At 31.8% G+C, this 22,176-nt stretch carries 19 protein-coding genes; 8 read left to right on the top strand and 11 right to left on the bottom strand.

The features are described from left to right. Positions 1-60: 60 nt before the first annotated feature. From AC3VI6_RS11015 to AC3VI6_RS10985, 7 genes are all read left to right on the top strand, one after another. Entirely contained in the window at positions 61-1,539 is a 1,479-nt protein-coding gene (locus tag AC3VI6_RS11015) for a helix-turn-helix domain-containing protein (RefSeq protein WP_497706209.1), read from the top strand. A 58-nt stretch (positions 1,540-1,597) separates the two neighbouring features. Continuing rightward, positions 1,598-3,241: an acyl-CoA carboxylase subunit beta gene (locus AC3VI6_RS11010; RefSeq protein WP_497706208.1), complete on the top strand. Its 1,644-nt coding sequence runs from the start codon at positions 1,598-1,600 to the stop codon at positions 3,239-3,241. A gap of 15 nt (positions 3,242-3,256) precedes the next feature. Next, positions 3,257-5,254 (top strand): DUF3352 domain-containing protein, encoded by a 1,998-nt coding sequence (locus AC3VI6_RS11005; protein WP_497706207.1) that lies wholly within the window; start codon positions 3,257-3,259, stop codon positions 5,252-5,254. A 57-nt stretch (positions 5,255-5,311) separates the two neighbouring features. After that, the gene (locus AC3VI6_RS11000) at positions 5,312-6,034 is read left to right on the top strand and encodes a YebC/PmpR family DNA-binding transcriptional regulator (RefSeq protein WP_497706206.1); all 723 of its coding nucleotides are present in this window, start codon (positions 5,312-5,314) and stop codon (positions 6,032-6,034) included. A gap of 97 nt (positions 6,035-6,131) precedes the next feature. After that, positions 6,132-6,851: a glycosyltransferase family 2 protein gene (locus AC3VI6_RS10995; RefSeq protein ID WP_497706205.1), complete on the top strand. Its 720-nt coding sequence runs from the start codon at positions 6,132-6,134 to the stop codon at positions 6,849-6,851. Next, positions 6,851-7,507, top strand: a complete 657-nt coding sequence (locus tag AC3VI6_RS10990) for a lipid-A-disaccharide synthase N-terminal domain-containing protein (RefSeq protein WP_435254650.1) — start codon at positions 6,851-6,853, stop codon at positions 7,505-7,507. The genes AC3VI6_RS10995 and AC3VI6_RS10990 overlap by 1 nt, the downstream gene beginning before the upstream one ends. Positions 7,508-7,525: 18 nt before the next feature. Continuing rightward, positions 7,526-9,142: an ArnT family glycosyltransferase gene (locus AC3VI6_RS10985; RefSeq protein ID WP_497706204.1), complete on the top strand. Its 1,617-nt coding sequence runs from the start codon at positions 7,526-7,528 to the stop codon at positions 9,140-9,142. Between the two features lie 8 nt (positions 9,143-9,150). On the opposite strand, the gene AC3VI6_RS10980 is transcribed toward AC3VI6_RS10985, so the two are convergent. The 11 genes from AC3VI6_RS10980 to AC3VI6_RS10930 form a co-directional block, all read right to left on the bottom strand. Continuing rightward, positions 9,151-10,203 (bottom strand): AMP-binding protein, encoded by a 1,053-nt coding sequence (locus AC3VI6_RS10980; protein WP_497706203.1) that lies wholly within the window; start codon positions 10,201-10,203, stop codon positions 9,151-9,153. 18 nt (positions 10,204-10,221) lie between these two features. Then, positions 10,222-11,145 (bottom strand): CPBP family intramembrane glutamic endopeptidase, encoded by a 924-nt coding sequence (locus AC3VI6_RS10975; protein ID WP_299007780.1) that lies wholly within the window; start codon positions 11,143-11,145, stop codon positions 10,222-10,224. A gap of 2 nt (positions 11,146-11,147) precedes the next feature. Next, entirely contained in the window at positions 11,148-12,185 is a 1,038-nt protein-coding gene (locus AC3VI6_RS10970; RefSeq protein ID WP_497706202.1) for an o-succinylbenzoate synthase, read from the bottom strand. 12 nt (positions 12,186-12,197) lie between these two features. After that, positions 12,198-12,716 carry an SRPBCC family protein gene (locus tag AC3VI6_RS10965; protein WP_497706201.1) on the bottom strand — a complete coding sequence of 173 codons (519 nt, stop codon included), beginning with the start codon at positions 12,714-12,716 and terminating at the stop codon, positions 12,198-12,200. A 22-nt stretch (positions 12,717-12,738) separates the two neighbouring features. Continuing rightward, positions 12,739-13,416, bottom strand: coding sequence for a metal-dependent hydrolase (locus AC3VI6_RS10960; RefSeq protein ID WP_497706200.1), 678 nt, complete (start codon positions 13,414-13,416; stop codon positions 12,739-12,741). A 53-nt stretch (positions 13,417-13,469) separates the two neighbouring features. After that, positions 13,470-14,294: a DUF4349 domain-containing protein gene (locus AC3VI6_RS10955; RefSeq protein ID WP_497706199.1), complete on the bottom strand. Its 825-nt coding sequence runs from the start codon at positions 14,292-14,294 to the stop codon at positions 13,470-13,472. A 15-nt stretch (positions 14,295-14,309) separates the two neighbouring features. Further along, positions 14,310-15,260 carry a 1,4-dihydroxy-2-naphthoate octaprenyltransferase gene (menA, locus tag AC3VI6_RS10950; protein ID WP_497706198.1) on the bottom strand — a complete coding sequence of 317 codons (951 nt, stop codon included), beginning with the start codon at positions 15,258-15,260 and terminating at the stop codon, positions 14,310-14,312. Positions 15,261-15,317: 57 nt separating this feature from the next. Beyond that, positions 15,318-16,097 (bottom strand): (Fe-S)-binding protein, encoded by a 780-nt coding sequence (locus AC3VI6_RS10945; protein WP_497706197.1) that lies wholly within the window; start codon positions 16,095-16,097, stop codon positions 15,318-15,320. A gap of 65 nt (positions 16,098-16,162) precedes the next feature. Further along, complete coding sequence (locus tag AC3VI6_RS10940; RefSeq protein WP_497706196.1) at positions 16,163-17,482, bottom strand: 4Fe-4S dicluster domain-containing protein; 1,320 nt, start codon at positions 17,480-17,482, stop codon at positions 16,163-16,165. A 44-nt stretch (positions 17,483-17,526) separates the two neighbouring features. Then, entirely contained in the window at positions 17,527-18,492 is a 966-nt protein-coding gene (locus AC3VI6_RS10935; protein WP_497706195.1) for an MlaD family protein, read from the bottom strand. A 65-nt stretch (positions 18,493-18,557) separates the two neighbouring features. Next, positions 18,558-19,748: an N-acetylmuramoyl-L-alanine amidase family protein gene (locus tag AC3VI6_RS10930; RefSeq protein ID WP_497706194.1), complete on the bottom strand. Its 1,191-nt coding sequence runs from the start codon at positions 19,746-19,748 to the stop codon at positions 18,558-18,560. Between the two features lie 94 nt (positions 19,749-19,842). Here AC3VI6_RS10930 and AC3VI6_RS10925 point away from each other — a divergent pair, with 94 nt between their 5' ends. Beyond that, complete coding sequence (locus AC3VI6_RS10925; protein WP_497706193.1) at positions 19,843-22,149, top strand: putative LPS assembly protein LptD; 2,307 nt, start codon at positions 19,843-19,845, stop codon at positions 22,147-22,149. The last annotated feature ends 27 nt before the right edge of the window (positions 22,150-22,176 follow it).

The raw sequence follows: 22,176 nt of genomic DNA, 5'->3' as shown, positions 1-22,176 counted from the left end.
AATTTTTATTAATTCGCTAATTTTTATACCTTTGAATTACGAATCTTTTAATAAAACACTTTGGAAGAAGAATACATCAGACTTGTTTTTGGTTTAAAACTGAAACAAATACGCACCGATAAAAACCTATCACTCTTTGGATTAGCGAAACTAACAGGCTTATCTAAATCATATTTAAATGAAATTGAAAAGGGAAAAAAATACCCAAAAACAGACAAAATAGTTATCCTTTCAGAGAAGTTAGAAGTGCCCTACGACCATTTGGTTTCCTTAAAACTGGATAAAAACTTAGCTCCTATTGGTGAGATTTTACAATCGAAAATTTTAAAAGAAATACCGCTTGACCTATTTGGTATTCAGGAAAACAATTTAATTGATATTATTGCCAACGCCCCTGCAAAAGTAAATGCGTTTATTAGCACCATTATTAAAATTGCTCAAAATTACAACTTAACAAGAGAGAGCTTTTTTCTTGCTGCTTTACGTTCTTACCAAGAAGCACACAATAATTATTTTGAAGATATTGAAAATAAGGTCATCGACTTTGCTAAAGCGTATCATATAAAATTAGACGAACCAATTAACTCTAAAGATTTAGAAGATGTTTTAGTCGAAGAATACGGATATACTATTGACACTGAAGAATTATCTCAACATCAAAAATTATCTGAGTTAAGAAACATCTTTATTCCAAAAACTAAAACACTCTTATTATATAATGATATAAGTGAAGCTCAAAAAACATTTATTTACGCAAAAGAATTAGCCTATAACTATCTTGATATAGAAAATCGCTTATACACCTTCCCTTGGATAAAATTTGAAAGCTTTGATCAAGTCTTGAATAACTTCATAGCTTCCTATTTTGCAGGAGCTTTAATTATTCCAAAAGATGATTTAACTAAAAAGTTAACCCATTTATTTTCTTTACAAACGTGGCAACCGTTGCAATTACACAAAATCATCCGAAGTTATAATTGTTCAGACGAAACTTTTTATCAGCGCTTGACTAATATTCTACCTAAATATTTTAGTATTAAAAACTTGTTCTTTTTACGCTTTACACACAAAGAAGACTCTCCTATTTATAGGCTTTCTAAGGAACTACATATTACACAGCAACAAAGTCCACATGCAAATCGCAATAATGAGCATTACTGTAGAAGATGGGTTGCGATTAAAACTATTCAAGATTTAGAAGCTTCCAAAGAGAAAAAATCTGCTTATGGAATTCAAATATCATCCTACGAAAATTCCGACAACGAATATTTAGTATTATCTGCTGCCACAGCTGATCCTTTCAAAGAAAACATCAACAGAAGTGTGAGTATTGGAATGCTACTTTCTCCTCACTTAAAGCGTAAACTTCAATTTTTTAATGAAGATATGTTTATTAAAAGAACTGTTGGGGTTACCTGCGAAACTTGCGCTGTACAAAACTGTAAAGAAAGAGTAGCTGAACCTAGCGTTTTAATAAAACAATCAAGAAATAAAGAAATAGAAAAAATCGTAGAAAACATCATTCAATCGCATACCTAAACACCTTGTTTTATACATTGATTTTCTTATTTTAGCACACGCAAACAAATAACTTACCATGGATCTTAACTTCAATAAAAACGAAGACCACAATAAACTTTTAGTATCAGATTTACGCAGACGCTTAGCCAAAGTTAAATTAGGAGGCGGGCAAAAGCGTATTGATAAACATCACGAAAAAGGAAAAATGACTGCTCGTGAACGTATCGACTATTTATTAGACGACAAATCTAAATCTATCGAAATCGCTGCTTTTGCAGGAGAAGACATGTATCAAGAACACGGTGGATGTCCTTCAGGAGGTGTAGTTGTTAAAATGGGATATGTTAGTGGTAAGCAATGTATTGTTGTAGCTAATGACGCTACAGTAAAAGCTGGTGCTTGGTTCCCTATTACTGGTAAAAAGAATTTAAGAGCTCAAGAAATTGCTATTGAAAATAAATTACCTATCATCTACTTAGTTGATTCTGCGGGGGTTTATTTACCTATGCAAGATGAAATTTTTCCTGATAAAGAACACTTCGGAAGAATTTTCAGAAATAATGCGGTAATGAGTAGCATGGGAATTACCCAAATCGCTGCTGTTATGGGAAGCTGTGTTGCTGGTGGTGCTTACCTACCTATTATGAGTGATGAAGCACTTATCGTAGATAAAACAGGAAGTATTTTCTTAGCGGGTAGTTATTTAGTAAAAGCTGCTATTGGTGAAACTATTGATAATGAAACGTTGGGTGGAGCAACCACGCACTGTGAAGTATCTGGTGTGACCGATTACAAAGCAAAAGATGATAAAGATGCTTTAGATACCATTAAAAACTTAATGGATAAAATTGGAGATTATGACAAAGCTGGTTTTAATCGTAAAGAAGCTTTCCCTCCAAAAGAAAACGAAGATGATATTTTCGGGATTTTACCAAAAGCTCGTAACGAGCAATACGATATGATGGAAATCATTAAACGTTTGGTAGATAATTCTGAATTTGAAGAATACAAGGCAGGCTTCGGTCAAACTATCATTACAGGATATGCTCGTATTGATGGATGGGCAGTAGGTATCGTTGCTAACCAACGTAAAATTGTAAAATCGAAAGGGGCTAAAAGCAAACCTAGCGAAATGCAATTTGGAGGAGTAATTTATAACGACTCTGCTGATAAAGCTACACGATTTATTGCCAACTGTAATCAAAAGAAAATTCCGTTAGTTTTCTTACAAGATGTTACTGGATTTATGGTAGGAAGTAAATCTGAGCATAGCGGAATTATTAAAGATGGAGCTAAAATGGTAAATGCTGTGAGTAACTCTGTAGTACCTAAATTTACAGTAGTTATTGGTAACTCTTACGGAGCTGGAAATTACGCAATGTGTGGTAAAGCCTACGATCCACGCCTTATTTTCGCATGGCCTAGTGCAGAATTAGCTGTAATGAGCGGTGCTTCTGCTGCTAAAGTATTATTACAAATTGAAACAGCTGCTCTTAAAAATAAAGGAGAAGAAATTACTCCAGAAAAAGAAGCAGAATTATTCGATAAAATTAAATCGAGATACGATAATCAAATATCTCCATATTACGCTGCTGCAAGAATTTGGACAGATGCTGTGATTAATCCTCTAGATACCAGAACATGGATTTCTATGGGAATAGAAGCAGCAAACCACGCTCCTATTGAAAAACCATTTAATTTAGGCGTTTTACAAGTCTAAAACTCTAAAAACAGCATGAAAAGAAAAGTATTTTGGGGTTTTATTGCCCTTGTAATTGGATTTGCAATCTATCAGGTTTATATTTTCACCTTATCAGAAAATGACAACATTAAACCTATTTACTTAGTTCCTGATGATGCTGTTTTTATTGTTGATACTGAAAGACCAATTGACACTTGGGATGAAATAAGCTCAAGTGAAATTTGGGCACATCTTCAAACAAATCCACAAATTAATAAACTTTCGGAAGGTCTTAATAGTTTAGATGATACTTTTAAAGCTAAAAAAGAAATTTTTGACTTTATTGGAGAGCGTAACTTAGTTATCTCTATACATGTATACAGTCCTAAAAAATACGGGTTATTATATATTGCTGATCTACAAAAATTCTCCAAACTTATTTTCCTAAAAAGGGCAATTAGTAATTTAGCTGGTGAAGGTTATAGAGTTACTAAACGAGTATATAAAGAACATGAAATTATTGAGCTTTACAATAAAGAGACACGGGAAACCTTGCATCTTTCATTTATTAAAAATCAGGTAATAGCTTCCTACACTCATACTCTCGTTGAGAAATCAATAGACCAATACTTAAACCCTGTTATTGGCCGTGATGTAAATTTTGTAGAAATAAAAGAGAAAACAGATAATGATGGCTTTTTTAATATCTATCTTCAACACAAATATTTAAAAGATTATTTAAGTTGTTTTACAAACTCTGCTAGTTTAGAGTTTTTAAATAGTAACAAACAAGCTTTCTTTTATACAGGATTAGATATTTCTATAGTTGAAGGAGTTATAGTACAAGCTACTGGTTACACAAATGTTGATAGCAATTCACAAACCTATTTAAAAGTTTTACAAAATTCAGGAGTTGGTAAACGTAGTGTAGCTAAAATAGCTCCGAAAAACACTTCTTTATACCTTAGTTTTGCTTTTGATGATTTTAAAACCTTTAATAGTAACTTAGAAAAACTTCAACAAGAAAATCCAGCCGATTTTAAAATGTATTCTGATCAACTTGCAATGATTGAGGATAAGTTAGATATAAATGTTTCTGAACATGTATACAGCTGGATTGGGAATGAAATAGCTTTAGTTCATTTTAACACTGAGCTTTCAAAAAACAAAAAAGATATCGCTGCTATTATTAAAGCTGATGATATTGATGACGCTAAAGAAAACCTTCAATTAATTCTATCAAAAATTAAAGAAAATACACCTTTAAAATATAAGCAAATCGATTATAGAGGCTATCCTATTAATTTTTTTGATCTAAAAGGGTTCTTTAAAATGCTAGCTGGTAATGTGTTTTCTAAAATGGATAAGCCTTACTTTACTATTATTGATGATTTCGTTGTTTTTAGTACAAGTCCGAACACTATTAAAGAAATTATCAACAATCATTTAATAGGTTACACACTTGAAAACTCTGAAAGTTTCGATGATTTCAACTATAATTTCGAAAAGAAATCTAGTGTGTTTGCTTATGTTAACACACCAAATTCGTACAAAGACCTTTTAAGTTTAGTTGATAACAAAACTCGAACTCAACTTCAAAAAGACAAACCTTATATTACTTGTTTTTCTCAAGTCGGTTTGCAACTTATTGCCGAAAACGATTTATTTAAAAGCAATATTTCTTTTGTTTATGAACATCCAGAAGAAATTGAAATCCATCTTAAAAAAGAGGAGGAATTAAAAAAGAAATTACTTGAAGAGTTAACTCCTTATAAAGACTCTATAAACACTCAAAGTTCAGAAAACTTTTTCAACCTTCCTCCTATACACCCGTCAGATTTAAGTGCTAAATCGTATCAAGAATTTTATGAAAATGGAAAACTAAAATTTGAAGTTGATTTAAACGATGGTTTAAAAGATGGTTCTTACAAATCGTATCATCAAAACGGGAGCATAAAAGTTAAAGGACAGTACAAAAAAGATAAGCAAAGTGGCACTTGGAAAGCATATAATGAACAAACAGGTAATGTAATTTTCAAAAAACATTTTTAATTGCAATATTTTATAGCATTAGTTACATTTGCCAAGCAAAATTAAAACAGAATACACATGGGAAGAGCATTCGAATTTAGGAAAGCAAGAAAGATGAAACGTTGGTCAGCTATGGCTAAAACCTTTACTCGTATTGGTAAAGATATCGTTATGGCGGTTAAAGAAGGAGATCCTAACCCCGAAACCAACTCTCGTTTACGTGTAGTTATTCAAAATGCAAAAGCTGCCAACATGCCAAAAGACAATGTTGAGCGTGCCATTAAAAAAGCATCTGATAAAAACACAGAAAATTATAAAGAGGTATTATTTGAAGGATATGCACCTCACGGAGTAGCTGTTTTAGTAGAAACTGCTACCAACAACAACAATCGTACAGTAGCTAATGTTCGTGCTGCTTTTAACAAGTGTAACGGAAACTTAGGTACATCTGGTTCTGTAGCTTTTATATTTGACCATGTAGTAAACTTCAAAATAAAAGAAGAATCATTAACGATGGATTTAGAAGAATTTGAAATGGAAATGATTGATTTTGAAGTTGAAGAAGTATTTACTGATGAAGAAGACAACTCAGTTATGTTATATGCTCCATTCGGTCAATTCGGATCTATTCAAAAATATTTAGAAGAAAACAATATTGAAATTATTTCTTCTGAATTTGAACGAATTCCAACTACAACCACTGCCCTTTCTGATGAGCAGAAAGAAGAAGTAAACAAACTTTTAGAAAAATTAGAAGAAGATGATGACGTAAACAATGTATATCATTCTATGGAAGAGTAAGATAACTTCCCTTAAAGAATTTAAAATCCAATGATAAACTCATTGGTTTTTTTTATTTTTTGTACTTTCGCACGGTCATACTAAAACAAACTAGTCTATGAATTACAGAATGACTATCATCATTCCAGTTTTTAATGAAATTGATAACTTAGATAGAATACACAGTACGTTTACTGATTACTTTTCTAAAAGCAAAACTAAAAGCAAGGTTTTATTTATTGATGATGGTTCTACCGATGATAGTTTCAATAAAATTTCTGAAATCTGCACAAACACCCCTGACTTCGAATACTTAAAATTTAAAGAAAACTGCGGATTAAGTGCAGCTATCAAAGCTGGTATTGACCATATCGACACCGAATTAATCGGATATATCGATGCCGATTTACAAACCACTCCTTACGATTTCGATATTTTATTAGAGGATATCGATAATTACCAAGCTGTAATTGGATATAGAGGAAAAAGAAAAGATACTTTAAGTAAAAAAATACAATCGTTAATTGCTAACAGCATACGCCGTAGCTTAATTAACGATGGAGTTATTGATACTGGTTGTCCGTTAAAAGTACTTCGTACTGATGTTGCTAAAAAGATTCCTTTCTTTAAAGGAATGCACCGTTTTATTCCTGCTTTAATTTTATTACAAAATGGAAAAATAAAACAACTAAAAGTGCAGCATTTTGAGCGTATTGCGGGTACTTCAAAATTCAATATTTTCAATAGGTCTTTAAAAGCATTACGTGATACTTTTGCTTACAGATGGATGCGAAAAAGCTATATAAATTATACTATTGAAAAGTCTAAAATTAGCTAATGAGCGACTGGCTTTCATATAAATCTTTTGTATACATTATCGGTTTTGCTGCTCAGATTTTATTTTCAGCAAGGCTTTTATTACAATGGATTCAATCTGAAAAAGTAAAAAGAGTACTAACACCTGAATTGTTTTGGCAATTAAGTTTAATTGCTTCCTTTTTGCTTTTTGTTTACGGATGGTTACGAGACGATTTTGCTATTATGTTAGGGCAATCGTTAACCTACTATATCTATATTAGAAATATGCAATTACAGGATTCGTGGATAAAACTACCTAAATTTCTGCGTGGTTTTTTACTTATTTTTCCTTTTTTAATTGCCCTATATTCCTTTAAGAATAACCAAATTGATGTTGAACGATTGTTCCGCAATGAAGAGATTCCTATTAACTTATTAATCTGGGGAAGTATTGGTCAAATTATTTTCACACTGCGTTTTATCTATCAATGGATTTATTCTGAGCGTAAAAAAGAATCTTCGTTACCTTTAGGATTTTGGTTGTTAAGCCTTGTAGGATCGCTTATGATTTTAAGCTATGCGATTATAAGAAAAGACCCTGTATTATTCATTGGACAATTATTCGGTTTTGTTATTTATATCAGAAACGTTTTTATCTTATTAAAACAAGATAAAGTGTTAAAAACTAACTCATAAACTTATTCTTTTTTCAGAATGAAAAACAAACTAACCTTTAATATATTTTTAGTAATAGCTGCTATTAGCTTACTTATTAATGTAGGCTCGTACGGAGTTATTGAAAGTAGCGACGCTAGATATGCCGAAATAGGTAGAGCCATGCATGTTTCTGGTGATTATATGCATCCTAACTTGTTAGATGTTCATCACTATCATAAGCCTCCATTTACCTATCAAATTACAGCTTTAGGCTACAAAATATTTGGTATTAATGCTTTTGGAGCTCGTTTCTTTTTACAATTAGCTGTTTTACTTCAACTTGTATTGGTCTACCGCTTAAGTATTTCATTATTCAACAATAAAAAAACGGCACTTTGGTCTGCTATTATCTATTTCAGCTTTCCGTTGGTCTTAATGTCATCGCGAAACTTAACTACCGATGCTTTTTTAGCTACCTTTGTTTTACTAAGTATTTATAGTTGGGTAAAATATCGCCAATCTGGAATTATAAAATGGCTCTATGCTTTTACCCTAAGTTTAGCGTTAGGTTTTTTAACAAAAGGACCTGTAATATTTATTGTTCCTGTAATTTTCATTTTATTTTATAACCGTACAGAAAAGGCAAAAAGAAATTTTTCTATTCATCATATTACGGCTTGGACTTTATTTTTAATTATTGCAGCATCTTGGTTTGTCTATTTAGGCTACAGCAATCCTGCCTTTTTAGATTATTTCTTAGGAAAACAAACTGCAGATAGGTTCTCAAAAAATGCCTTCGGAAGAACAGAACCATTTTGGTACTTCTTAGCTTTTGCTCCGCTAATTGGTTTACCATGGTTTTTAGCATTTATTTATTTACTGAAAGATCAAAAAGAATTATTGAAAACAAAAACAATTCACTTCGCTATGTTAATGGCGTTTGTAATTCCTTTGATTTTCTTTTCAATTTCTTCTTCAAAACGAATTTTATACATTTTACCATTATATGGTTTACTTGCTATCTTAATAGCTGATTTGTTTTCACGAATTAACACAGAAAAAATCAAAACCATTAATGCTTTTATTCTTGGTTTTTCTAGTTTAATTCTATTAACTTTTATTGTAGCTCCATTTATAAATACTGGAATGAATTTTCCATATTATTTAGCTGTTGCTAGTGCTGTTGTTGCAATCATAGTATTCTTCCTTTATAAATCTAAAGAAGAAGTTAAATTTAAACCAGTACTTACCTCATTTGTTGTTACGGTGTTTTTATTGATCAGTGCTTCAACAATCTTAGCTAAGAACGAATTAAAAGTCAATGCTTCGAAGCCTGTGACAGATTTCATTATTAATGAAAATCTTAATTCTAGAGATATTTTAGTCTACAATATTAGAAAGTCATCCATTGCTTTTGGATTGAATAAATCTATTATTTCCTTATACGATGGGCATGAATCTTTAAATAGAGAAACTCAGTTTGAAACAGATACAAACTGGAAAAATCACTTAATCAACCTTAAAGATGTTACTGAGTTAGAAAGTTTACATGGAATCGTAGAAAAACCTACTGTTTTAATACTTTATAAAAAGCAACTTCCAGAAAGATTAGATTGGCTAGCAAAGAACTATCCTAACAAAAAAGTAATGGGTAAATGGACTGTTTTATACTAACCTATAAATTATAACAACCTTACCAAATCCAATGTTTTCTTACGTTGGATTTTTTTGGTCTCTGTTTCTACAAATTGATCTACGAAGTAAATATCTTTTGGAGTTTCATATTTGGTAAGATTCTTTGCTTCGTTCAAGATAACATTGTATTCTTTCCCTTCTATGACAAGCACTAATTTTTCTCCTAACACCTTATCTGGAACACCAATAACAAAAAAACGATTCGAGATAATTTTAGACAGTTTTTCTTCTATTTTTTCTGGATGTAGCTTAATTCCACCTGAATTAATAACATTATCGTAGCGCCCTAACCATTCAAATTCTGTTTCAGAAATTAAATCCACTACATCATTTGTAACGATTCTTTCCTCTGATACTTTAGGAGCTTCAATGATCAAGCAATTTCGATTGTCTTGTGAAAGATCTACGTCAGGTAGTGTTTTATAGTTAGATTTATTACCATCGATAGGGATGAGATTATTTAACTTCTTAATAGCAATATGTGTAATAGTTTCAGTCATTCCATAGGTAGCAAAAACCTGAGTAGGTAAGTTCTGAATTTCTCCTATCAAGTCATTAGATACCACTCCACCACCTACGATTAGTTTTTTAACCTTATACAAATCTTTTAACGAGTTTTGCAACTGCATTGGTACCATTGCAGAAAAATCATACATTTTATCTATTCCTTCCAATGGATTAGAAATTGCTTCTACAACATCAAGCTTCCACCCTAACGTTAAAGCTCGGACTAGCATCATTTTTCCTGCAATATAATCAGTAGAAAGACATAATAAAGCAGTGGTATTTTCTTTCAATTCGAAAAAAGTTCCCGTTGCCTCTGCTGAGTTTTTCATAAACTCTTTTTTCAACGGAATTGGTTTTGGTTTTCCTGTAGACCCTGAAGTTTGCACTACTACAAAATCTTCAGCATTAAACCAATCTGACAAAAATGAAAAGACAGAATTATTAATTGTTTTAGAAAAACTCAAGAGTTCTTCTTCTGAAGAAAAAGACTCTCCATTTAACTGAAAGCTTTTATGAAAGCTGTTTTTTTTCACAATATTCAGGATAGTATACTATAAAATTTCTTTAGTGATTACTGGTTTTTCAATCTTACCAAACAATTTTTCTTTCCAGTTTTTCCAGCCATATTTTTTTTGTAAAAACATTATATATAACGGATAAATAAAAAACACAGGAATAATCATTTGATATATTAAATTCGGCTCAGAATGATCAATAAATAAGGCGTCAGTTTGAAAAACTGCCCAATTTGAAGCTACTAAAACAGCCGCTGCAATATTATTTGCTGCGTGAATTCCTAAAGCTAACTCTGCTCCTTCATCTAACAAGGTGATAATTCCGAATAAAAAACCTGTTCCAATATAAAAACCCATAATTCCGTAACCTAATTTGGATACTTCTGGATTTAAAATATGCATTAAACCAAACAATGTTGAAGTTACGATTAGCGGAACCCATCTGGTCTTAGTTAAAATTCCTATTCCTTGCATTAAATAACCTCTAAACAACAACTCCTCTAACGATGTTTGAATCGGAATTAAAATGATACAAATCGTTAATAATAGAAAAAACGGGACTGGTTTAAAATTCCACACAAATTCTTCTGGTGCTAACAAATAACCTATAAAAAGAAAAAATACCGTCATTAAAAACCAAGAAACAAACCCATAAAAAAAGCGGCTCCAATCTACTTTACTCCTACTTGTTACTACAGAAGTAAATGGTCGTAAATGCACGAACTTAACAAATACTATTAGCAAAACTAAAAGCACTGCAAATGGCATTAAATTTTCAATTAGGAAAATGTTTTTGTTTCCTTGAAAATTGGCTGTATCTTCAATCAAGCCTTTATATACTTCTGGTAATAAAAAATAGATTGCGAAGTTTAATAAAAAGGGAGACATTACTATTACAATTGTAAGTAACCACCTCCACCAACTATTTTCGCCTTTATATGCTTGCTGTATAAAATCCATTTTTAAATATTAAAGTCCCAATGTTTATTCTTGTTATAACCTAAGCTTCCCTTTGTAACTTCTAGCGGGCTCTCAATGTTATTTGTAAACAAACTTCCAGTTCCTAATCCTTGCGGTAACGGGTTGTTCAACGTGTAGGTCCATTGTGCTATTGCGTTTAAGCCAATATTACTTTCTAATGCCGAAGTAATCCAGTTTCCTGTATTATGATTAGCTGCTATTTGAATCCACTCGTTGCTTCCTTGAAAACCTCCAACCAAACTTGGCTTTAAAATGATGTATTGTGGTTGAATTATACTAATACAATTTTCTTTTCCTTCGGAAGAAAACACGCCTATTAGTTCTTCATCTAACGCAATTGGTAGCGGAGTTTCCTCACACAATCTCGCCATTTCTTGCCACTGACCTTGTTTGATAGGTTGTTCTATTGAATGCAACTCCAACTCGGCTAATCTTTGTAGTTTTTCTAAAGCATTTTCAGGTAAAAATGCTCCATTTGCATCTACTCTTAACTCTATTTCTTTGGCTGAAAACTCTTTTCTGATAGACTGTAACAATGCTATTTCTGTATCGAAATCAATAGCTCCAATCTTCATTTTTATTGTTGTAAAACCTTGCTGTAACTTATCCTTTATTTGTTGTTGCATAAAGAGCTTGTCCCCCATCCAAATCAATCCGTTTATTGAAATTTGCTCTTTTCCTTTAGAAAAATCTGATGGAAATAACTCAAACGGGTTTTCACTTTCTAATGATAAAAAGGCTTGTTCTAACCCAAACTGAATCGACGGAAAGTGTAGCAATTCTGTCAATAAAACATCTAAACCCAAATTAATATTGTTACAGACCCACTGTAATTTCTCTTCATAATCAGGTCTATCATCAACACTTAATCCACGAAATAAACCACATTCACCAAAGCCTTGTTTTCCTTCTCTTTCTAAAACTAAAAACCAGGTTTCTTTAGTTCTTAAAATTCCACGAGAAGTTCCACTAGCTTGTTTAAAATTCAATAAATATTTATGATAGGTTGCTTTAATCAACTGTTTATTTTTTTAGTTATGAGCTTCAGATGCTTTTTTAAATTCGTCTAAATATTGTTGACTCATTTTTTTCAATGCTCCTTTAAAATACGGAAACAAACAACTCATTACGTACGAATCACTTGTACAGGTAGTTGTTTGTACTATCTTAGTCATATTTCCTTCAGAAGTAAATACATAATCATCTGTTTTTAGCATATTTTCTGCATCGAAATGAAAAGTAAGTCTTTCATTTTCTTCAAAAGCTAATACTTCTTCAGTCATAGTCACCAATTTTCCTTGGTTTTCAACTACTACTTTATATGTACTTCCTACTTTATTTGGCTTTTCTTCTAATACATCAATCGATTTTACTTCTGGCATCCATTGTTTCATCAATTCTACATTTTGAAAGTCGGCAAAAACTTCTTTTACTGGCTTGTTAACCGTTATCTCATTCGTGTATACGACCTCTTGAACAACCAATCCTGTTAAAAAAAACGCAAGAATTAAAGCAGTTATAATTCCTAAAATTATTTTGATTTTTTTCATACTTCTAATCTAAAATAACCTCTTAAATAGTTATTGTTTCTCCTATTTCTAAAATCACTAATTCTTTTTTAGCTTGCGTAAACTTTTCTTTCGCACCATCAACATCAATTGTTATTGGAGGAAAAGTGTTAAAATGGCAACCAATTACTTTATTACAAATTACCAAATCACTCGCTATAATAGCATCATCTACTCCCATAGTGAAATTATCTCCTATTGGAAAAATTGACGCTGTAAGATTTGTTGCCATCGGTATTAACTGCATATCCATTGTAACAGCAGTATCACCTGAAACATATAGCGACTTTTCTCCTGCTGTAATTACAAATCCACCTGGTTGACCGCCATAGCTTCCATCTGCAAAAGACGAAGTATGAATAGCATTTACATATTTAGCAGAAAATGTGTCGTTTGTATAAGTACCTCCATGATTTACAGGGTGTCCTTTTAAATTCTTTGCTCCGTAATACATTACGATCTCATAGTTCGAAACTATGGTTGCTCCTGTTCTTTCTGCGATACGCTCAACATCTAACACATGATCTTGGTGTGCATGTGTAAGTAATATATAGTCTGCTTTTACTTCATCTACATTAATATGTGATGCTAAAGGGTTTCCTGTTATAAAAGGATCTATTAATACGTGGGTTCCGTCGATTTCAATACCGAAACATGCGTGACCATAAAAAGTGATTTTCATCTTTTTGTTTTTAGTTTTAATATGATAAGATGTCACCTTTAATTACAAAGGCTTTATTCTTTCTTTCGTTTAATTCGTTTTTTAATAAATATAACTAGTAAGGTGATTAACAATATAAATGGCCAAATATTTACCAAACCAATAAAGAACCACTTTATGTTATCTATTCCATTACCAAAAGCATCAGCTATACGTCTTCCAAAACTTTTAGAATAAGTTTTACTTACTTCTTTTTTATAAAATCTTATTGTTAAGGTTGAATAGGATACTTGATTTTGTAAATATTTCAGGCGACCTTCCATCGATTCTATTTCTAACCTTACATTGTTTAATTCCCTTTCTACCTCTATAATTTCTTTTACTGAAGATGCTTTTTTTAATATCTCACTATAACGCTGCTCTAACTCTTTTTTTACTTTTAAACGAGCTTCAACATCTAAAAACTGCTCTGTTACATCATTTACAGATATGTTTTTGTTATCAAAACGTGTTACTTTTGAAGAAATTTCATTCAAAAAAGCATCAAAATTTTTAGAAGGAATTCTAACAGTTAAACTAGTTGTAATACTTTGTGAAGATTTGTATTCATTATCGGTAGAAATATAACCGTTGTATTTTTTTAATACTTGTTCTATGTGGTTTCTTGTTGCAGATAAATCACTTGTTTCAAAAGATACATCTCCTGTTTTAATCAGTTTTCTTTCAACTACTGGAGCTTCATTATTTCCTTTTAACTCTACTGATTCTTTTATATCTTTATCAATTACCACATTCCCTAAAGCCTTATTATTACCATAAGACTCAAGGTTTTTGCCTCCGTCATTACAAGCCGTTAATAAAATAACAACTACAAAAAGATTTAAAATTTTTTTCATCATATTTTTTCAGGGAAGTTACAAAATTTGCCCCAATCCAAATAAAATTGAAAATAAAAAGGTACTTAAAGCTACTTTTTTTAGCTCTCCATCTAACAACGCTTCTTCTTTATTTTTGTACACAAAAAGCAGATGTTTTGCCAAAGGAATGTAAGCTACAATAAATAGAAATTGAGTTGGTGAGTGATACTTGATAACCACATATAACAATGCAAAAAGAAATGATGCGATAATTAAAAAGTAGTGATACATTTTTGCCGATTCAGATCCCATTTTCACTACCAACGTGTTTTTTCCTGATTTTGCATCATTCTCTCTATCACGCATGTTATTTAAATTCAACACCGCTGTACTTAACAATCCGACAGTTATTGCGGGTAAGAAAATGATAAAGTTTAGATCTTTAGTGTATAAAAAGTACGTTCCAACTACTGCTAACAATCCGAAAAAGATAAAAACGAAAACATCTCCAAATCCACTGTAACCATAGGCAGATTTACCTACTGTATATTTTATAGCAGCTATGATAGATGCAATTCCTAATCCGAAGAAAATTACTGAATATAAAAAGTTGTCTTTGCCAAAGGAAACATAAATTAGCAGTAATGCAATAATAGTCGTAATGATTCCTGTAACAATCATTGCGTTTTTCATTTGCTTTGGAGTAATTGCTCCTGAAGCCACCATTCGTGCTTCTCCTTCCCTTTCATTATCCGTACCTTTTACTCCATCTCCGTAATCATTCGCAAAATTAGATAGTACTTGAAAACCAATAGTAGTTAAAATGGCTAACCAAAAGATTGGAGATTCAAATATGTTTTTGTTTCCTATATTTATAGTTGTGTCAAATAAATCTAAAGACGTCTTCAAAAAAGATTCATTCGCCCCTAAAAAGGCTCCAACAATAATTCCTGAAACAGAAAGAGGTAACGTACGTAAACGTGCTGCTTTTATGTAGTTTTTAATCATTCTTTAAAAATAAGATTCCCGCTTACGCGGGAATAACACAATTTATATTTTTTACTATTACAAATTATTTGCTTCTGCAATTAATTCAGCAATATCTTTTACTTCTATTTGTGCTTCTTTTTCTTTGAATTTCACGCCATCAGTCATCATCGTATTACAATAAGGACAACCTGTAGCAATAATCTGTGGATTCGTTTCTAAAGCATCTTCTGTTCTTAACACATTAATGTCTTTATCTCCTTTCTCAGGTTCTTTAAACATTTGAGCTCCACCAGCTCCACAACATAGTGCTGTTGACTTATGACGTTTCATTTCTGTCATTTTTACTCCTAAACGACGAATTAATTCACGTGGACTTTCATATACATCATTTGCACGCCCTAAATAACATGGGTCGTGATATGTTAAACGTTTTCCATTTAAGTTTTTATCTTCAATAGTTAAACGACCTTCTTGAATTAGTTTATTAATATATTGCGTGTGGTGATATACCTTATACTTCCCTCCTAATCCAGGGTATTCATTTTTTAATGTATTAAATGAATGCGGATCGCAAGTAACAATTGTTTTAATTTCGTAAGCATTTAAAACTTCAATATTAGTAACAGCTTGCATTTGGAATAAAAACTCGTTTCCTGCACGCTTTGCTGCGTCTCCTGTTGAACTTTCTTCAGTACCTAATACAGCGAAATCTACATTGGCTTGTTGTAATATTTTTACAAATGCTCTTGTTATTTTTTTTGCTCTATCATCATAACTTCCTGCAGCTCCTACCCAAAACAACACTTCTGGTTGTTTTCCTTGAGCCATCATATCTGCCATTGTTGGTACGTTCATAATTCTTTATCGTTTAATTGTTGAACTGTTTTTTGTTTAGTTTTTGAGAATTGAATAATTAATAACTATTCTTCGTCTTTCCAGTTTAATCTGTCCATTTGACTATACTGCCAAGGTGCTCCGTTATTTTCAATATTGGTCATCATCATATTCAACTCTTGTGGAGCTGCTGATTCTTCCATTACCAAATAACGACGCATATCCATAATGATTGATAATGGATCAATATTTACAGGACATTCTTGTACACAAGCATTACAACTTGTACATGCCCATAGTTCTTCTGGAGTAATATAATCGTTTAATAATTGCTTTCCGTCATCTTTAAACTCACCTCCATTTTCATCAATATTCTTTCCTACTTCTTCTAAACGGTCTCGTGTTTTCATCATAATAGCACGTGGTGACAATTCTTTACCTGTTAGGTTTGCAGGACAAGATGATGTACAACGTCCACATTCAGTACATGTGTATGCGTTCATTAACTGCACCCAGTTTAAATCAGTAACATCTGATGCTCCGAATTTTTCAGGCTCTCCTTCCTCTGCGCCTTCTTCTGGCATTGCATACGGATCAGCATCAGGATCCATCATCATTTTTACTTCCTTCGTTACCGCTTCTAAATTATCGAATTGTCCCTTCGGATTTAAGTTTGCAAAAAATGTATTTGGGAAAGCTAATAAAATATGTAAGTGCTTAGAGTAGTATAAGTAGTTTAAGAAAATTAAAATACCAACAATATGCAACCACCAAGCAGATTTTTCAATAGTATGTAATGCTTCAGGTGAAAAACTATTAAACCAAGGCGCTACAAATTGAGAAACTACATTACCTGCTCCTGCTTCTTGAAAAGCAACGTCTGTAGCATTCATTACTAAAAATAAGGTCATTAATACCATTTCAAAATATAAAATGATATTACCGTCATTTTTCGGCCAACCTTCCATTTCTTTATTCCAGAAACGTTTTACTTTTTCAATATTTCTACGGAACCAAAAGATTGTAACTGCAACTAAAACTAATAATGCTAATACTTCGAAACTACCAATTAAGAAACCGTATAAAGCTGGTCCTAAAATTGGTTGAAAAACTCGGTGTGTACCGAATAATCCATCAATAACGATTTCTAACATTTCGATATTGATTAAAATAAATCCAATATATACAACGATGTGTAAAATACCAGAAACTGGTCGACGTACCATTTTATATTGTCCTAAAGCAATTTTCGCCATGTTTTTCCAACGTTCTGGCTTTCTATCACTTCTATCAATATCTTTTCCTAATTTAATGTTGCGTATCAACTTACGAACATTCATTACAAAATACCCGATACCTGCAATTAAAATAAGTGCAAAAAAGATGTTTGGTACGTATTTCTCCATCGTTCTTTAATTATTAAGTTTTATTAGATTTTATAAATGTAAGCTTATTGATTACTTACATTTTTCTCGTTATTCTCTTCGTTATATGGTTTGGCTTTTTTTCCGAATAATGAAAAATGCACAAATCTCTTAGGATTCAACTTCATCTCTCGCAACAATTCTTCCATTTCTTTTGAAGCATTGGTTAAGTTTGTGTACATTTTTTCATCGGTCATTAGCTTTCCTAATGTTCCTTTTCCAGATTTCATATCAGCTAATAACGTATTTACGTTCGTCAAAGTTGTTTCTAACTTTTTTACTGACTCACCTAAATTAGCCTTTGCTAAATCGTCTGAAACTTTTGAAAAATTATCTGTTATTTTCTTGGTGTTTGCTAAAGTAGCGTTTAAGTTTCCTTTATTATCTGCTAATAATGTATTTACAGAAGCTAATGTTTTACGAACATCATAAATAGTTCCTTCCAAACCTTGAATACTTCTATTTAAACTTTTACGAGATTTTTCGTCTAAAACTTGATTTATTCCTATTAACAAAGAATCTGCTCCCACTAAAACATTTTCTAGTTTCGCCTGAATAGGATTTAATTTTTCTCCTACTGAAGAAAATATATCTGACTCAACTTCTCCTTTTAAATAATCTCCTGACTTGGCTATTTCTCCATCATATTTAGGAACAATTGCCAAATTCTGGCCTCCCATTAAGCTTGCTGAATAAATTTTAGCAATACTATTTTTAGAGAAATTAAAGTCGGTATCTAATGAAATTTTAACAATTAAGTTTCCTTTTTTATCTGGATTATCATTGAACCTAATTTCATCTACTTTTCCTACTTTCAAGCCGTTAATGGTAACAGAGCTAGCTTCGTTAAGACCATTAATATTATTGTACTCTACAAAAAAGTGCCTTGCATTAGCACTGAACAAATCTTGTCCTTTTAAGAAGTTATAACCCCAAATAAATAGCGCAATAACAACGACAGCAACAATTCCTGTTTTTAGTTCTTTAGACATAGAATATATTTATACGAGCGAAAATAATAATAATTTTGAGAGTATAAATATAGAATACCTCTAAATTATTGGTTTTTCAGTGCCTCTTTAATTGAAATTCGCTTTCCATTTTTAAAAGCGACTACCCAAGCATCTTTATACCCCTTACTTTTTACTTCTGGCAACAACTTTTTTATACCTGAAAGACTAGAGGAGTTTCCGTAATAATATTTATAGTAACCATCTATAAACAAAGACTCTACATCTTCTACCCCTTTAAACGTACTGGTAGGCAACTTTTTTCTAGATGCTGCTATTTGAATTTTAAATTCAACTTCTGAAGATGTTTTCTTTGGTGTTGTAGTTACTTTTTTTATTGAGTCTTCTTTTTTTACTTTTGTCTGAGCTACTTCTTCCTTAACCACAGTTTTTGGTTCTTCCTTTTCGATTAACGGAGCGTTTACGGTAATAGTTTCACTAATTGTATTCAGTTTTAACCTTTCAAAGTACTTTTCAATGGCCTGAGCTATTGACTTTGCCATTTGTAATTGCCCTTTTCTTGAATTAAGAAAACTTCCTTCTGCTTTATTGGTTAAAAAACCTAATTCTATTAAAACACTAGGCATTACAGTTTCTCTCAAAACTAAAAAGTTAGCTTGTTTTACCTTTCTATTATTCCTTTTAAGAGCAACAAAATTATTTTGCACCAACCCTGCTATTCCTAAACTGTTTTCTAAATTTTCTTCTTGAAGCACTGACAATCCAATTACCGATTCAGGAGAATTAGGATCGTAATCATAGTTCTGTTGGTAGTTGTCCTCTAACAAGATTACAGAGTTTTCCTTTTTTGCAATCTCTAAATTTTCTTTATTCCCACTCAATCCTAAAACGAAAGTACTTGCTCCATGAGGTTCTGATTTTCTAAAAGCATCACAGTGAATTGACACAAATAAATCTGCTTTATTATCATTTGCAATTTTTGCTCGGTTATGTAACTCTATAAAAACATCATTTTTTCTAGTGTAAACAACATTAATATCTTTTGAAGTTGACAATTCTTTTCCTACATCTAGAGCTACTCTTAAAGCTATGTGTTTTTCTCTAAATCCATTTCCTAAGTTACCTGGATCTTTTCCTCCATGACCTGCATCTAACACAACTGTATATTTTTTTTGAGCTAAGGCTGAAGAAATTCCTCCACACAAAACAGTTAGAGAGGTTAGAATAATTAAGCTTATTTTCGAGATATTATATTTACGGAAATTTAAGAATTGCATCAATAAAATTTAACTATTTTTGGATTTTAAAATAAGTGCGTTCAAATAGTACGCCAAAGTTTTTAAATATAACACAAAAATAGTATTAATAATATTGCGAGCAAATTCAACCTACATACTTTTAGCTTTCTGTCTTTTTTATTTTCAATTAAGCTCTGCTCAAGAATTTGGCAAGAAAGAAATTAATTCTATCAACCTTAAAAAAGATTCTATTTCTTTAAGTCCAAAGGACTCTTTAATCACGTTAAAAAATAATGCTCTCATTAACAAAAGAGACACTATTACTACCGATTCTATAAAACCTAAAGAAGTTATTGATGGAATTATTACTCATAACGCAGAAGACTACACCATACAAGATGCAAAAAATAAAACAGTAACTCTTTACAATAAAGCTCATGTTACCTATACTGATATTGATTTAAAAGCTGGAATTATTATCCTAGACTACAAAAACAATATGGTGTACGCTAAGGGAATTAAGGATAGTACAGGCTATCACCAAAGACCACAATTTAAACAAGGCGGACAAGAATCAGAACAAGATTCTATTCTCTTTAACTTCAAGACAAAAAAAGCCTTAGTTTACGGGGTAAAAACGAATCAGGCAGGAATTATAACTTATGGTGAAAAAACAAAACGTATAAACGACTCTACCATTTACATGCGTAGGTTACGTTTTACCACTTCACAAAAAGAAATTCCAGATTATTACATACAAACAAACAAAGCAAAGTTGGTTCCTGGTAAAAAAATTATTGTAGGAGGAAGTAATTTAGTACTTGCAGATGTACCTACCCCTATTTATTTACCTTTTGCTTATTTTCCAATGACTAACAAGAGAACTTCAGGTTTTATTATCCCTTCTTGGGGAGAAAGCAACAACCAAGGTTTTTTCTTACAAAATGGAGGTTACTATTTTGCGGTAAGTGATTATTTCGACCTAACAACCTTAGCCGACTTGTACACCAATGGTAGCTGGGGTGTAAATGCTACTTCTAATTACTATGTTCGTTATAAATTTAGCGGAAACTTTAGCGTTCGTTATGAAAATATTATACGAGGAATTCGTGGTTTGAGTGATTATAATAAATCAACAAATTTTAATATCCGTTGGAGTCATAGTCAGGATTCTAAAGCGAGTCCAAACTCTCGTTTTTCTGCCTCTGTTAACTTAGGAAGTAGTAAATATTACCGTCAATCGTTAAATGAATTTAACAGTTCGCAGTTTTTAAATAATACATTAAGTTCATCTGTTTCTTACTATACAAAATTTGTAGGTACACCTTTTAACTTGAGTGTAACTGCTACTCATTCGCAGAACACCAATACCGAAACAATTACTATGACTTTACCGTCTTTGCAGTTAAACATGGATCGTATTTATCCGTTTGCTGGTAAAAATGGTGTAAAAAAGAATCCTATTCAAAAAATGGGGTTGAATTATAGCATGCAAGGACAGTATCAAATCAACACAACTGACGATGAGTTTTTTACTGCTAAAATGTTTCAAACTGCAAAAAAAGGAATACAACACAACTTAAGTACGAATACCAGTTTAAAAGCTTTTAAATACTTTACTTTATCACCAAGTGTAAGCTATAAAGATGTTTGGTATTTTGATCAAATTAAAAAACGTTACGACCCTACTGCTGTTAACAGCGATGGAAATTTAGGTACTGTTGTTAATGACACCATTAGCGGATTTACCCGTTATAATGAATACAATTTTGGAGTTTCATTATCTACAAACATCTATGGTACATTTAACTTTAAAAAAGGACGCTTAAAAGCCATTCGTCATACGATTAGACCATCTATTTCATACGGATATCGTCCTAATTTTGCTGATGATTATAATTTAACGGTTCGTCAAAGCTCGGATCCAAGTGATCTTTTAACCTATTCTCCTTTTGAAGGAGGTATTTATGGAACCCCTGGAAGCGGAATCTCAAACTCTATTGGAATTTCTGTTAACAACGTTTTAGAAGCTAAAGTTGCTCCGAAAGATCCTGACAGCGATGAAGAAGACAAAAAAATCACCCTTCTTAACAACTTAAACTTTAGCACAAGTTACAACATCGCTGCTGATAGTTTACGTTGGGCTCCTGTAAGAGCCAATGCTGGTACGCGTCTTTTTAAAGATAAACTTGCTTTAAACATGAACGCTACTTTTGATCCTTATCAAGTAAATAGCAAAGGGCAAAGAATAAATAAGTTTAACGGTGGTCTTCTTAGAATGACTAACCTAGGAGTAACAGCAAACTATTCTATTTCTAGTAAAGATTTTGAAAAAAATAAAGACGGAAAAGATAATTCTGACAATAAAAATGGAAATGGAGCTCAAGACACTCCAGATGTTTTTGGAGAAAGTCTAGGTCCGTACCAATGGTTTTCCTAACGATACCAATAGAAGCAATAAAAACAG

The sequence above is a fragment of the Tenacibaculum sp. TB-56 genome (genome assembly GCF_059716275.2).
The sequence above is the reverse complement of the archived record's forward strand: the minus strand, read 5'-3'. Positions and strand labels throughout refer to the sequence as shown.